At 63.6% G+C, this 14,272-nt stretch carries 13 protein-coding genes; 8 read left to right on the top strand and 5 right to left on the bottom strand.

The genetic code is table 11. The features are described 5' to 3' along the window. Positions 1 to 53: 53 nt before the first annotated feature. Complete coding sequence (gene rdgB, locus ACE04I_RS15215; RefSeq protein ID WP_046794065.1) at positions 54 to 698, top strand: RdgB/HAM1 family non-canonical purine NTP pyrophosphatase; 645 nt, start codon at positions 54 to 56, stop codon at positions 696 to 698. A gap of 4 nt (positions 699 to 702) precedes the next feature. After that, the gene (hemW, locus tag ACE04I_RS15210) at positions 703 to 1,893 is read left to right on the top strand and encodes a radical SAM family heme chaperone HemW (protein WP_046794064.1); all 1,191 of its coding nucleotides are present in this window, start codon (positions 703 to 705) and stop codon (positions 1,891 to 1,893) included. A gap of 73 nt (positions 1,894 to 1,966) precedes the next feature. Here the strand turns inward: hemW and ACE04I_RS15205 are convergent, their stop codons facing one another. From ACE04I_RS15205 to mutM, 5 genes are all read right to left on the bottom strand, one after another. Beyond that, positions 1,967 to 2,569 (bottom strand): class I SAM-dependent methyltransferase, encoded by a 603-nt coding sequence (locus tag ACE04I_RS15205; RefSeq protein ID WP_046794063.1) that lies wholly within the window; start codon positions 2,567 to 2,569, stop codon positions 1,967 to 1,969. A 12-nt stretch (positions 2,570 to 2,581) separates the two neighbouring features. Continuing rightward, positions 2,582 to 3,199, bottom strand: a complete 618-nt coding sequence (locus tag ACE04I_RS15200) for a LysE family translocator (protein ID WP_046794062.1) — start codon at positions 3,197 to 3,199, stop codon at positions 2,582 to 2,584. 16 nt (positions 3,200 to 3,215) lie between these two features. Next, the gene (gene dnaA / locus ACE04I_RS15195) at positions 3,216 to 4,787 is read right to left on the bottom strand and encodes a chromosomal replication initiator protein DnaA (RefSeq protein ID WP_046794061.1); all 1,572 of its coding nucleotides are present in this window, start codon (positions 4,785 to 4,787) and stop codon (positions 3,216 to 3,218) included. 855 nt (positions 4,788 to 5,642) lie between these two features. After that, positions 5,643 to 5,909, bottom strand: a complete 267-nt coding sequence (rpsT, locus tag ACE04I_RS15190) for a 30S ribosomal protein S20 (RefSeq protein WP_046794333.1) — start codon at positions 5,907 to 5,909, stop codon at positions 5,643 to 5,645. A 226-nt stretch (positions 5,910 to 6,135) separates the two neighbouring features. Continuing rightward, positions 6,136 to 7,026, bottom strand: a complete 891-nt coding sequence (gene mutM, locus ACE04I_RS15185; protein WP_046794060.1) for a bifunctional DNA-formamidopyrimidine glycosylase/DNA-(apurinic or apyrimidinic site) lyase — start codon at positions 7,024 to 7,026, stop codon at positions 6,136 to 6,138. A gap of 147 nt (positions 7,027 to 7,173) precedes the next feature. Here mutM and ubiE point away from each other — a divergent pair, with 147 nt between their 5' ends. From ubiE to ACE04I_RS15155, 6 genes are all read left to right on the top strand, one after another. Then, a complete protein-coding gene (gene ubiE / locus ACE04I_RS15180; RefSeq protein ID WP_046794059.1) occupies positions 7,174 to 7,950 on the top strand; it encodes a bifunctional demethylmenaquinone methyltransferase/2-methoxy-6-polyprenyl-1,4-benzoquinol methylase UbiE in 777 nt (258 codons plus the stop codon). Between the two features lie 41 nt (positions 7,951 to 7,991). Continuing rightward, complete coding sequence (ubiB, locus tag ACE04I_RS15175) at positions 7,992 to 9,554, top strand: 2-polyprenylphenol 6-hydroxylase (protein WP_046794058.1); 1,563 nt, start codon at positions 7,992 to 7,994, stop codon at positions 9,552 to 9,554. Positions 9,555 to 9,651: 97 nt separating this feature from the next. Further along, positions 9,652 to 11,232, top strand: a complete 1,581-nt coding sequence (locus ACE04I_RS15170; RefSeq protein WP_046794057.1) for an aromatic amino acid lyase — start codon at positions 9,652 to 9,654, stop codon at positions 11,230 to 11,232. Between the two features lie 21 nt (positions 11,233 to 11,253). Continuing rightward, a complete protein-coding gene (locus tag ACE04I_RS15165) occupies positions 11,254 to 12,636 on the top strand; it encodes a hydantoin-5-propionate amidohydrolase (protein ID WP_046794056.1) in 1,383 nt (460 codons plus the stop codon). Next, positions 12,633 to 13,880: a Zn-dependent hydrolase gene (locus tag ACE04I_RS15160; protein ID WP_046794055.1), complete on the top strand. Its 1,248-nt coding sequence runs from the start codon at positions 12,633 to 12,635 to the stop codon at positions 13,878 to 13,880. The genes ACE04I_RS15165 and ACE04I_RS15160 overlap by 4 nt, the downstream gene beginning before the upstream one ends. 1 nt (position 13,881) lies before the next feature. Continuing rightward, positions 13,882 to 14,272 (top strand): S-methyl thiohydantoin desulfurase domain-containing protein (locus ACE04I_RS15155; RefSeq protein WP_487207263.1); only part of this gene is annotated, 391 nt, incomplete at its 3' end.

The following is a 14,272-nucleotide window of genomic DNA, read 5'->3' as shown; positions in this document are numbered from 1 at the left end:
GAGAACGGCCGGGTCAACCCAACCCCATCATCAGTTTCATCAAGACCAGGAACATGCGCAAGCTCGATACCCGCACCATCGTCGTCGCCAGCCATAATGCCGGAAAGATCCGCGAGATCGCCGATCTCATCGGTCCATTCGGCTTTTCGGCGAAATCCGCCGCGGATCTGAATTTCATAGAGCCGGACGAGACGGGCACGACCTTCGAGGAGAATGCCGCGATCAAGGCGCTCGCCTCGGCCAAGGCCTCCGGCCTGCCCGCTCTTTCGGATGATTCCGGCCTCGTCATCGACGCGCTCGACGGAGCGCCGGGCGTCTATACCGCCAACTGGGCGGAGCGCGAGGACGGCACGCGCGATTTCAAGATGGCGATGGAAAAGGTGGAGAAGGCGCTTTCCGAGCGCGGGGCCACGAAGCCGGAACAGCGCACCGCCCGTTTCGTGAGCGTGCTCTGCCTTGCCTGGCCGGACGGGCATACCGAGCTCTTCCGTGGCGAGGTGGAAGGAAAGGTCGTGTGGCCGCCGCGCGGAAGCCAGGGTTTCGGCTATGACCCGGTCTTTCAGCCGGAGGGCTACGACACTACATTCGGCGAAATGAGCGCCGAGGAGAAGCACGGCTGGAAGCCGGGCGACGCGCAAGCGCTCTCGCATCGCGCCCGCGCCTTCAAGCGCTTCGTCGAAACCTGCCTGGAGGCATGACGGAATGAACCTCGCCCCCGCCCTCGCACCGGGCCTGCTGCCCGATACCGGGGAGCCGGGCTTCGGGGTCTACATCCATTGGCCATTCTGCGCGGCCAAATGTCCTTACTGCGACTTCAACAGCCATGTGCGCCACCAGCCGGTGGATCAGCCGCGTTTCACCGCCGCATTTCTGACGGAAATGGAAACCATGCGGCGCTTGGGCGGCCCGAAGACCGTGACCAGCATCTTCCTCGGCGGCGGCACGCCCTCGCTGATGGACCCGGCAACGGTTTCCGCCATTCTCGACGGGATCGCCAGGCATTGGCATGTGCCGGACGGTATCGAAATCACCATGGAAGCCAATCCTTCGAGCGTGGAGGCGGAGCGGTTCCGCGGCTACCGCGCCGCCGGCGTGAACCGGGTGTCGCTCGGAGTGCAGGCGCTCAACGATGCCGATCTCAAATTCCTCGGGCGGCTGCATGACGTTGCGGACGCGCTGAAGGCGATCCGGCTGGCGCGCGAGATATTTCCGCGCATGAGCTTCGATCTCATCTATGCCCGCCCCAGGCAGACGGTGGAGGCCTGGGAGGCGGAGCTGCAGGAAGCGATTTCCTATGCGGTGGATCACCTTTCGCTTTACCAGCTCACCATAGAGGAAGGCACACCCTTCTATGGCCTGCACAAGGCCGGCAAGCTGATCGTGCCGGATGGCGACCAGTCAGCGCTGCTCTATGAAGCCACTCAGGAAATCACCGCCCGCCACGGCCTGCCGGCCTACGAGGTTTCCAACCATGCCCGGCCGGGTGCGGAAAGCCGCCATAACCTCACCTACTGGCGCTATGGCGATTATGCCGGCATCGGACCCGGCGCGCATGGCAGGCTGACACGCGGCAGGCAGAAGATCGCGACATCGACCGAGCGCAGGCCGGAAACCTGGCTCGAACTCGTGGAGGGCCGCGGCCACGGCATGATCGAGGAGGAAATCCTCGGTTACGAGGAACAGGCGGACGAGCTGTTGCTGATGGGCCTACGGCTCACGGAGGGCGTCGATCTCGCCCGCTGGCAGGAGCTTTCCGGCCGCGATCCGGACCCGATCCGCGAGGAACGGCTGCTGGAGCACGGCTTCATCGAGCGGCTCGGCAATTCCCGCCTGCGCTGCACGCCGTCCGGCATGCTCATCCTCGACGCCGTGGTCGCCGATCTCGCCTGTTGATTTTTGGGGGGCGGTTTCGCTTTCCTTGAGGCAGCGATCACCCCACCCTGAACCTTCGGTTCGACCCTCCCCCTCAAAGGGAGGGTGGGCGTTTCACGGCCAGCACATGCAGCCAGTCGGTCGGCTGGTTGTCGTAACCGCTGCCCTTGTTCTCATCGATCTCGATCGAAGCCCAGGGCATGGCTGCATAAACCGTCCGCAGCCACTTTTCCGAGGGGTAATTGTAGTACCGGCCGAGGCCGTCATGGCCCTCCGCCTTCCCCGCCTTGAAGCTGGCGTAAAAGACACCGCCCGGCTTCAGCGCCCGGTGGATGCGGGCAAGAACATCTCCAAGATCGGCTCGTGGCACATGCAGAAGGCAGGCACTGGCCCAGATACCATCGAAAGCCGAGGCGGCTTCGATCTCCCCGAAGCGGAGGACCCGCACCGGAATGCCGAGGCGCTGTTCCGCCTGGCGCGCCATTTCCAAGGTGCCGTCCGTCGGCATCACGCGGAAGCCGCGCTTCAGCATCTCCGCACTGTCGCGGCCGTTGCCGCAGCCGAGTTCGAGGATTTCTACGCCAGGTTCCAGCTTTTCAAGGAAAGCTCCGAGCCTGAGATGGTTCGGGCTCGATGAACTGGCCGCATAGACGGCGGCGTTATCGGCATAGAAGCGGGAAGTCGGATCGCTTTCCATGCCGACCGTCCTTTATTTCTGAGACAGCAGGAGCCTCGCGCCGAAGCCGACGAAGACCATGCCGACGGCAAGGTCGATCTTCCGGCGCGCCCTCAGATAGGCGGCGGCGACCTTCCTGTGGGTGATGAGAGCAATCAATATCGCGTAATAGACGGTTGAGACCGCCACCATTACGGCGATGGCGGCAAGCCCGTATATCCAAGGCGTTCCGACCGGCATCGTCGCCGCGAAAAGGCTCGCGACGAACAGTGCCGACTTGGGGTTTGCAAGATTGGTGGCAAGACCCATGCGGTAGGCGCTCTTCAACGAGACCGCCTGAGGCGACGCCGCAGGTCCCTCCGTCTCAGCCGGCTTGCGGAAGCTCCAGAAGATGCGCAAGCCCAACCAGACGAGATAGAGCCCGCCGACGATCTTGAGCGCCAGATAGGCAAAGGGAGCCGCCTGAAACAGCACGTTGATGCCGAGCCAGCCGGCCAGGCCCCAGCAGACCGTGCCCGTGATCGTTCCCATCGCCGCCACGATCGTCACCCGCCGCGAGGCCATCAGCGCATAGCGCATGATGAGCAGCGTGTTGGGCCCCGGCGTAATGGCCGCCACAGCCCAGATCATCGCGACGGAAAGCAGGAACATCAATGCCCGTCAGACCTCAAGCGTTGTTTTCGTTGATCAGCCGCTTCAGAAGCTCGATCTCGTGGCTGAGCTTGGTATCGGCCGAGATCAGTTCCTCGATCTTGCGCACCGCATGCAGCACGGTGGTATGATCGCGTCCGCCGAAACGCCGCCCGATCTCCGGGAAGGACCGCGGCGTCAGCGTTTTCGACAGATACATGGCGATCTGGCGCGGCTTGACGATGACGCGGGTCCGTCGGTTCGAGACGAGCTCCTGGCGCGACACATTATAGTGCCTTGCGACGATGCGCTGAATATCCTCGATGCGGACACGCTTGGCTTCGCCGGCGCCGACGAGATGGGCAAGCAGTTCCTCCACCCGGTCGAGCGAAAGAGACGGCTCGAACGAGCGACGGAAAACGAGTTGGTTGAAAGCACCTTCGAGCTCGCGGCCGCTGGCGGTCACGCTGCGCGCCACATGGGAAAGGATTTCCATGGGAATTTCGAGCGCCGGATCATCCTGCCGCGCGGCCTGCAAGCGGCCCTTCAGCATTTCAAGGCGCATTTCGTAATCCGGAGCCTCCACCTCGATCGCGACACCGCCCTGCAGGCGGGAACGAACGCGGGGATCGAGTGATTCCAGCTCCCAGGGCGCGCGATCGGCCGCGACCACCACCTGGCGGGCGCTATCGAGCAGCGTGTTGAGCAGATGGCAGAACTCGTTCTGGATCATCTTGCCCTGCAGGAACTGCATGTCGTCGATGATGAGCAGGTCGATATTGCGCAGCGAATCCTTCAGCGTCAGGGCATCGTTGTCGCGAATTGCAGTGGCGAAGCGCCACATGAAATATTCGGCGGTCAGATAGACCACGCGCGGGGTCCGTGGGCTGCCGATCGCTGCGTTGGCGATCGCCTGCAGGAGGTGGGTCTTGCCGAGACCGACACCCGAATGGATGAACAGCGGATTGAAGCGAACCGCGCCCGCACCGGCCTCCGCGATGGTCTTTGCCGCGGCCAGCGCCACGCGATTGGAAGACCCCTCAACGAAGGTATCGAAGGTGAAGCGGCTGTCGAGCGGCGAGCCGAACAGCGGACCGGCGTGGGCCGGGCGGGATTGCTGTGCCGCGGCGGGCTGCGGAAACTGGGCAATCCTGCCGATTTCCCTGGCAGCCGGCTGACGGGCGGAATGGGAGCTGACCACCGGAGCAGCCTCGGCTGAAAGCGCGCGCTCTTCGGCCGCCGGCTGACGGGTGCTGCGGCTTGCGCTGCGCACCAGGATTTCCACCTTCAGGATTTCCGGATCTTCCGCCTGGAAGATGCTGGTGATGAGATCAAGATAACGGTTGTTGATCCAGGATTTGAGAAAAGTGGTCGGAACCGTCAACCGCACCACGCTCTTGGAAATGGTGTGAAGCTTCAAACGTCCGAACCAGCTTGCATAGACATCCTGGCCGACCTGCGCCTTCAAACGGGCGCTGAACCGCTCAAAAAGAGCATCATGCTTCATTTCCGAGTTTTCTCCCGCCGCCTGGGAATGAAGTGTATCGAGTGCCTGCCGTGCAGGGTCCCCTTTGCCTTCTGCACGTGCCGATACGGAATTCATTTGCATTATGCGCCGCCTTCCAAATTTTTTCTGCCGGGCGGTTTTCGTGTTTCCGCCAGGACAAACCTCGTTTCCGGACACAGCAACGTCTTCCCCTCATGAGAACCGCCGCCGTCCTTTTCATGGCAAATCCCCGCCGCGCTTTTCAGCCGGCCGGGCCGTCATCGACCGCCTCGGAAAGCGGCCTTGCGTTTACGGGTTTGCTTTACCCGTCCGAGAGCCCATCCTCGTCATGAGCCGCTCAATATTCCTTCTCTCTCGTTCTTGCAGGGATCGGCCAAGACCTCTGCTTTGAGCACAATCGGCCGCCTCCGGAATCCAGACGGATTCCCGGCGAACAACCGACAGTTACGTGAAAACGGAAGACAGATCGTCCGTAACAAAAGGTCAGAAAATCTCACTGCCACCCTCGTCGGGCAGCCGCCGGAAACAATCCTGAAGTGATCCCCGCACCCCTTGCTGGAACGCATTTAGGCAGGATCAAATGCCAAGATCAATGATGAATTTTACGCAAAATTAAGAGCCGGGCGTTGACTCTCACAGCGTGCTTTGAATGCCGCCGGCGGCTCGATGGAGAATCGCTGTTGAATCAATGAGATTCAAAAATGACAGCGGCGTGGCAGCCTTCTCCACGAGAAAAAATAAAAATCTTCTTGACTCGGATTGTCGGGCTCAGGATGCCCGCGGGAGAGGCATCAAGTTGCACAACCTCTCACAACCCATTGTTATTTAAAGAGAAATTCTGTCACGGCTCTGACACTGAACTGTCAATGAGCCGGGTAAGGATGTGGATAACGTGGAGAATCACGAAAAGCCCGGTCGCGAGACCAGGCTTTCAATCTTGACAGAATTTTGTCGGGATTAGGCCGACAGAGCCTTCACGCGCTGCGCAAGACGCGAGACCTTGCGGGATGCGGTGTTGCTGTGAACCACACCCTTGGAAGCGGCCCGCTGGATTTCCGGCTGGGCAGCCTTGAGTGCTTCGGCAGCAACGGCGGCATCACCGGACGCGATGGCTTCCTCGACCTTGCGGATGAAGCTGCGGACGCGCGAACGGCGAGTCTTGTTGACTGCGGTACGGCGAGCGATCTTGCGGGTCGCCTTTTTCGCCGAAGTTGTATTGGCCATCTCATGCCTCTCTACGAATTCGAACCAAACTCCACCGTCGCCGCGCCGGTCTCGCGACCTCATCTTCAGCAATTCGGGAGCAATAGAGGAAGCCGTCCAATGGCTTTCTCAACTGTGGGCGGGCATATAACCGGAATGGGCCTGCCAGTCAACGCGCAATTTCTCTCGCCAGGACAGGAAGATGCCGGTTTCACGGGCCCAGGGCCGCGCCACCCACGGGTGGCGGTCATTTCTGGCAGGTCGGGCAATAGAAGGTCGAACGCCCGGCCTGGGTGATGCGGGCGATCGTTCCGCCGCAGCCCGGCGTGCGGCATTCCTTGCTCTCCCTGTCATAGACAGAAAAGGAATGCTGGAAATATCCGAGCGATCCGTCTGTCCGGATATGATCCCGCAAAGAGGAGCCGCCGGCGGCGACGGCATCGGCGATCACCGCGCGGATCGCCTCGGTCAGGAGATCCAGCTCCTTCTTCGGCCGGCCTGTCTTCGTGACCACCGTCCCGGCGGCGCGCTTGGGGGACAGATGCGCCCGCCAGAGCGCCTCGCACACATATATATTGCCGAGCCCGGCAATCACCGTCTGGTCGAGAAGCGCACCCTTCAGCGGCTGGGCCTTGCCGGAGAAGCGCGCCGCGAGATAATCGGCGTCGAGCGCATTGCCGGTCGGTTCCGGTCCCAGTTCGGCGAAGGCCGGATAGAGATCGAGCTCGCTGCGCTTCCAAAGGTGCATGAAGCCGAAACGGCGCGGATCATTATAAATGACCTGGGCAGGACCTTTCGCCCCCTCCAGATGAAAGATCACGTGGTCGTGCTTCCCGTCCTTCGAGCGGGGATGGTGGAACTCTCCCTGAACGGCGTCCTGCCGCCCCTCCGATATCCTGAACGATCCCGACATGCCGAGATGGGAAATGATCGTCAGATCGTCCTCCAGATCGATGAGCAGGTATTTCGCCCGACGCCCGAGCGCGACGATCCGCCGCCCCCCGACCGCTTCGGCGAAATTTTCCGGCAAGGGAAAGCGCAGATCGGGCCTTCTGAGCTCCAGACGCTCGATCCGGGCCCCTTCCATCGCCGGCTGCAGGCCGCGCCGAACGGTTTCCACCTCTGGCAATTCAGGCATGATTTCCTAACTTCCCGTTCCAACGGCCGGGTTCCTGATCTATAGAACCGCCAGCCCGCATTCTCTTTGAAGACGCGCGGCACAGATAGCGTGCCGGATGCGATTTCGCTATGGTCGCGACCGAATGATGAGCATGGAGTTCTTCCGATGACCGAAGCCCGCACGAGTAGCGATGGCAGCATGGCAACATCCTACGGCTTCCGCGAGGTTGCGGACGGCGAAAAGCAGGGTCTCGTCAACGACGTCTTCCACAAGGTGGCCAAGCGCTACGACATCATGAACGATATGATGTCGGCCGGCATGCACCGGATCTGGAAAGATGCGATGATCAACGCGCTCAATCCGCGCAAGGACCCTTCCTACAAGGTGCTCGACGTGGCCGGCGGCACCGGCGACATCGCCTTCCGGATCGTGGAGGCATCGGACCGCAAGGCGCATGCGACCGTGCTCGACATCAACGGCTCCATGCTGGGCGTCGGCGCCGAGCGGGCCGCCAAGCGCAAGCTTTCCGACAATCTCACCTTCGTGGAGGCGAATGCCGAGGACCTGCCGTTCGAAGCGGGCACTTTCGATGCCTATACGATCGCCTTCGGCATCCGCAACGTGCCGCATATCGACGTGGCGCTGAAGGAGGCTTTTCGCGTGCTGAGGCGCGGCGGGCGGCTGCTGGTGCTGGAGTTTTCCGAAGTGGAGATGCCGCTGCTGGAACGCTTCTACGACCAGTGGTCGTTCAAGGCCATTCCGCAGATCGGCAGGCTGGTGACCGGCGATGCCGAACCCTATCAGTATCTGGTGGAATCGATCCGCAAATTCCCCAACCAGGAGAATTTCGCCACCATGATCCGTGCGGCAGGCTTCTCGCGCGTGACCTATACGAGTTATTCCGGAGGGATCGCCGCCCTGCATTCCGGATGGAAGCTCTGATCGATGCAGAGCCAATCCGTAAAGAAGCATAAGGGCGCATCATGAGCACGATTGGCGCCTATTTCCGCCTGGTCCGGGTGGCCTGGGTCCTAGTGCGCGAGGGCGTGGTCTCGGCGCTGCCGACACGGGACCTGCCGCCTTCCGTCGGTCTCGTCAAATCGCTTGTCGAGCCGCTCGCGCGTTTCCGATCCAAGCAGCAGGCGCGCAGCATAAGGCTGACCCGCGCCGTGGACAGGCTCGGTCCTTCCTATGTGAAGATCGGCCAGTTCCTGGCCACACGCCCGGATGTCGTGGGCGTCGACTGGGCCCTGGATCTCGCCCTTCTCCAGGACCGCATGGCCTTCTTCCCGACCGAAACCGCCGAAGCCGCGATCGAAGCCTCGCTCGGCCGGCCGGTGGGAGATCTCTATTCCGATTTCGGCGAGCCCATCGCCGCCGCCTCCATCGCCCAGGTTCATCCCGCGATGGTGGGAGACAGGAAGGTCGCCGTGAAAGTGGTGCGGCCGGGCGTGCGGCAGCGCTTCGCGCACGATATCGAAAGCATGTATTTGCTGGCGCGCATGCAGGAGCGTCTCATGCCCTCCAGCCGGCGGCTGAGGCCGGTCGAGGTGACGCGGACGCTCGAACAGACGACCAAGGTGGAGATGGACCTGCGCCTCGAGGCTGCGGCCCTTTCCGAAATCGCCGAAAACACCAAGAACGATCCGGGCTTCCGAGTGCCCACGGTCGATTGGGAGCGCACCGGCCGCGACGTGGTGACCATGGAGTGGATCGACGGCATCAAGATGTCGAACGTCGAGGAGCTTCGCGCCGCCGGGCACGATCTCGACCGACTCGCCGAAACGCTCATCCAATCCTTCCTGCGCCACACGTTGCGCGACGGCTTCTTCCATGCCGACATGCATCCCGGCAACCTCTTCGTCGATCGGACCGGCATGATCGTGGCCGTCGACATGGGCATCGTCGGACGCCTCGGCAAAAAGGAACGCCGCTTCCTCGCCGAAATCCTCTACGGCTTCATCACCCGTGACTACATGCGGGTCGCCGAAGTGCATTTCGAGGCGGGCTACGTGCCGGCTCACCACGACGTTTCGAGCTTCGCCCAGGCCATCCGCGCGATCGGCGAGCCGATCCACGGCCAGCCGGCCGAGACGATCTCCATGGCGCGGCTCTTGGCCCTGCTTTTCGAAGTGACCGATCTCTTCGAGATGCAGACCCGGCCGGAACTCATTCTGCTGCAGAAGACAATGGTGGTGGTGGAAGGCGTATCGCGCATCCTCAACCCCCGCTTCAACATGTGGAAGGCATCCGAGCCGGTGGTCGGCGAATGGATCCGCGACAATCTCGGCCCGAAGCGGGTCATGTCCGACCTTCGCGACGGCGTGAAGGCGGCGGTGAAGCTTGCGGAAGCCCTGCCGGAAATCGCGGTCAGGACGGAGAAGTTCCACGAGGATATCGTGCGCATGAGCGAACACGGCCTGCGCTTCGACCCGGAAACGGCCGACGCGATCGGCAAGGCGGAGGCGCGCTACAGCCGCTCCGGACGGGTCGCGCTCTGGGTCATCGCGCTTTCGGCACTCTATCTCGCCTTTTCGCTCGGCTGAACCGGACCTTCCCGACCACGGCGACTTCCGCCGGCCTTGGGATATTCCATTCGCCGGCCTCTCCGCTAATCTCCTAGGAGCAATCGAAGGAGACAGCATGACGGAAACCAGAGCCGTGATCGAGCTGACCGGGCAGCCGCTCGGTTTCGCCGAGCTCCTGCATATCGGAGAAGGACGCATCCGCCCCGTGGCCGAGCCGGCGGGGCTTGTGCGCGTGCAGGCCGCCCGCGACGTGGTGGATCGCGCGATTGCGCAAGGGCAGCCCGTCTACGGCTCGACCACGGGCGTCGGCGCCATGAAGGATGTCGAGTGGTCGCCGGACGAGTGGGATACGTTCAATCTCGGCCTGGTCCGCGCCCACCATTTCGGCACGGGAGTTCCCTTCCCGATCTCGGTGGTGCGCAATGCGATGGCGCTGCGCGTCAATACCGCGCTCACCGGCTATGTCGGCTGCTCGGTCGAACTCGTGCATGCCTATCTCGGCCTGCTCGAAGCCGACCTTATTCCGGTCGTCCGCCGCACGGGTTCGATCGGCTGCGCCGATATCGGCCTCATGGGCCAGATCGGCGCCGTGCTGACAGGCGTGGGCGAAGCGATCTACAAGGGCCGGCGCCTGCCGGCCGCGCAGGCTTTCGCGGAGGCCGGGCTGAAACCTTTCCGCATGGCGCCGCGCGACAGCCTCGCCTCGCTCAGCATCAATGCGGTGAGCTTCGCGGCCGCCGCCGAAGCCACCCGCGGAGCCGCGGGCGCGATCCGGACCCTGCTTGCCACCGGCATGACCGCGGCATGCGCAATGGGCGCTTCCCGCGATCCGTGGATTGCGGTCACCCATGTCGGGACGGCTCGCGAAGCGATGATCGGCAATTGGCTCCTCACCGCTTCCGAAGACTGCGACTGGCCGAGTGCCACCCATATCCAGGACCCTCTCAGCCTGCGCATGATCGCCCAGGTGCTGGGCTCGGTGTTCGAGAGCCTGCTGATGGCGGGACACAAGATCCTGGCCGCCACTGGCCGCTCCGACGACAATCCGGTCATCGCGGAGGGCCGCGTGCTTACCTCCGGCGGCTCGCTGCCGCTGGACGTCACCGTGCTTCTCGAGGCGGCGTCAATCTGCATGGCGCATGCCGCCCGCAACGCCTTCAACCGCTGCGTCCTGCTCGGCAACGGCCAGCGGCGCGGGTTGCCGGTGAACCTCGTGCCGGAAGGCGCGATCGCCACGGGTTTCGGCCCTATCATCAAGCTTGCCGGCGAGATCTTCTCGCGCGTGCTTTCGATGACCAATCCCGTATCGGCGCAATCGCTCGTCGTGGCGGGGGGCATGGAGGACGAGGCGGCCTTCCTGCCGCTGGTCATCGAGCGCTTCGAACGGCAGGTGGAGGCGCTCAAGCGCCTTGCGGCGATCGAGGCCCTGCTTGCCGCGCAAGCCATGGACATTCACGGCGACCGCCCCGGCGGAGCGGTGCAACTGGTCTACGACGCCGTTCGCCGGCACGCGGAATACTATACGGTCGACCGGCCGCTTTCGACGGAGGTCGAGGCGATCGAGGCGGAACTTTCCTCCGAGGCGTTCCTCGCCCGGCTGATCGCCATTTCGCCCATCCACGCCATCGACGGTTTCTTCGCGCTCGGCAGCTTCGGCCGGAGCGAGACGCGCGAGCGGCAGCCGATGAGGGCCTGAGGCCGGAAAAGGGAGAAGGACATGGCCGATTTCGATCTCGTGCTGCAGGGAACCGTGGTCCTTCCCGATCGGATCGTCGAAGCTGGCTATGTGGCAGTCAGCGACGGCAAGGTGGCCCAGATCGGCTTAGGCGTGCCGCCGGCTGCCCGCGACCGCCACCTGCTCGGCAGAGCGCTGATCCTGCCGGGCGCGATCGACGCCCAGGTGCATTCGCTCTCGCAGAAGGACCAGGAGGATTTCATCTGGTCCACCCGCTCGGCGGCAGCGGGCGGCGTCACCACGATCGTCGACATGCCCTATGACGAAGGCGACCTCGTCTGCTCGGCCGACGCGGTCAAGCGGAAGATCGCCCATGCGGGCGCGCAGGCTCGGGTCGATTTCGCCCTCTACGGCACGATCGATCCCGAAGAAGGGCCTATCCGCATTCAGGAGATGGTGGAGGCGGGCGTCGCAGCCTTCAAGTTCTCCACATTCGGCACCGATCCGAAGCGGTTTCCGCGCATTCCGCCCGCCCTGCTCGACGCCTGCTTCACGACGATCGCGCCAACGGGCCTGACGGCCGGCGTGCACAACGAGGATGACGAAGCCGTCCGCGCCTATATGGCGACCGTGAAGGCAAGCGGGATCACCGATTGGCGGGCGCATGGCCTTTCCCGTCCGCCGATCACCGAGCTTCTGGCCATGCACACCATCTTCGAAACGGGTGCCGAGACCGGGTGCCCGGCGCATGTGGTGCATTGTTCGCTCGGGCGCGGCTATGACATCGCCGCCGCCTACCGCCGCGACGGCTTTGCCGCCACGGTGGAATGCTGCATCCACTACCTGACGCTGGACGAGGAAAACGACGTTCAGCGATTGGGCGGCAAGGCGAAGATCAATCCGCCCATCCGGCCGCGCGCCGAGGTGGAGACGCTGTGGCGCAAGATTTCCGAGGGCAAGGTCTGGCTGGTCTCCACCGACCATGTGAGCTGGTCGGAGAACCGCAAGAACGATCCCGACATGCTGAAGAACGCCTCCGGCGTGCCGGGGCTCGAAGCCATGGTGCCGCTCTTCGTGAAAGGCGCTCTGGAACGCGGCATTCCGCTCACCTGGGCGGCGAGGCTGATGGCGGAGAACCCGGCGAGGCACTTTCGCCTCGATCATGTGAAGGGGGCGCTCACCGTCGGGCGCGATGCGGATATCGTCGTACTCCTGCCCAGGGAAAAGATTTATGATGCGGCGGCCAGCGGCAACAATGTCGTCGGATGGAGCCCCTATAACGGCATAGTCCTGCCCTTTACGGTCGCGGCGACCTATCTGCGCGGCAAGCTCGTCTGCGAGGACGGGAAAGTGCTTGCCAAACCCGGCAGCGGGCGTTTCCAGCGGCCGCCGCGCCAACATATTCTGACAGGAGAAACAGCTTGAGCAGGAACCTGCCCGTAGAGGCCGCGCGGATCGGCGCCGACATCGATGCGCTCGCAAGGATCACCGAACCCGCGCGCCCCTGGACGCGCCGCGCCTTCTCGCCGCTCTTCCTTGAAGGCCGGGCCTATCTCGAACGGCAGATGAAGGCGGCCGGCCTTACGACGCGCATCGACCCCGCCGGCAATCTCATCGGACGGCGGGAGGGTCGGGTCTCGGGCAAGGGCACGCTGATGCTCGGCTCCCATTCCGATACGGTTCCGGACGGCGGCCGCTTCGACGGCATTGCGGGGATGGCCGCCGCGCTGGAGGTCGCGCGCGCGCTTTCCGACAGGGGAATCGAGCTCGACCACGACCTCGAGATCATCGATTTCCTTGCGGAAGAAGTGAGCATTTTCGGCGTTTCCTGCATCGGCAGCCGCGGCATGACCGGGCAACGGCCGGAGGCCTGGCTTTCCCGGACGGCGGAGGGGCGAAGCCTTGCGGGCGGAATCAGCCAGGTGGGCGGCGATGCTTCCGTTACCGAAGTGCGCACCGATCTCAGAGGTTTTCTCGAACTGCATATCGAGCAGGGGCCGGTGCTGGAACGGGAAGCCATCGATATCGGCGTGGTTACCGCCATTTCCGGCATCACGCGCATCGAGATCATCGTGGAAGGGCGCGCCGACCATGCCGGCACAACGCCGATGACCAACCGGGCGGATGCGCTGGTGGCGGCCTCCGAGATCGTGCTGGACGTGCAGCAGGCCGCACTTTCCATGTCGCGATCGCCGGGACATTTTACCGCGACGGTCGGCGAATTCCAGATCGAGCCGAACGCCGCCAATGTCGTTCCCTCCAGGGTGAGGATGCTGATCGACGCGCGCGCCGAAATCCGCGAGGACATGGAAAGCTTCTGCGCGTTTATCGACGATACCGCAGAGCGCGCGGCCGAGAAATGGGGCGTGACGATCGCCGCTCCGGTGCGCATCTCCGACGTCGCCGCGAGCCCTTGCGACGAGCGGTTGATCGATATCCTCGAGGCAGCCGCCGACGAGTGCGGCATCAGCCATCGGCGCATGGCCTCGGGCGCCGGACACGACACGGCATGGATCGCCAAGGTTGCTCCCGCCGCGATGATCTTCGTGCCCTGCAAGGAAGGGCGAAGCCACTGCGCCGAGGAATGGGCGGAGATAGACGACATCGCGCTCGGTGCCGCCGTGCTGTTCGAAGCGGTGCTGCGGATGGATAAAGGCCAGGAGAGCTGACATGGGACGCATACTGGTGGAGAAGGATGTGGAGGCCGCAGTGAAGGGCGGCTCGGTCTATGCCGCCGGCGGCGGCGGATGGGCCGATCACGGCCGGATGCTGGGCTATGCCGCCGTCTCGATCGGCAAACCGGAACTGGTGGCCGTGGAGGAACTGAAGGACGACGACTGGATCGCTACCGCCGCGGCGATCGGCGCGCCTGCCTCGACCACGCCCTGGGAAATGCGCGGCGTCGATTACGTCCGTGCGGTGCAGATCCTGCAGGAGACGCTCAGCGAGAAGCTTTCCGGTTTGATGATCGGCCAGAACGGCCGCTCTTCGACGCTGAACGGCTGGCTGCCCGCGGCCGTGTTGGGCATGAAGGTGGTGGATGCCGTGGGAGACGTGCGCG

The organism is Rhizobium moroccans, assembly GCF_057559155.1.
The sequence above is the reverse complement of the archived record's forward strand: the minus strand, read 5'-3'. Positions and strand labels throughout refer to the sequence as shown.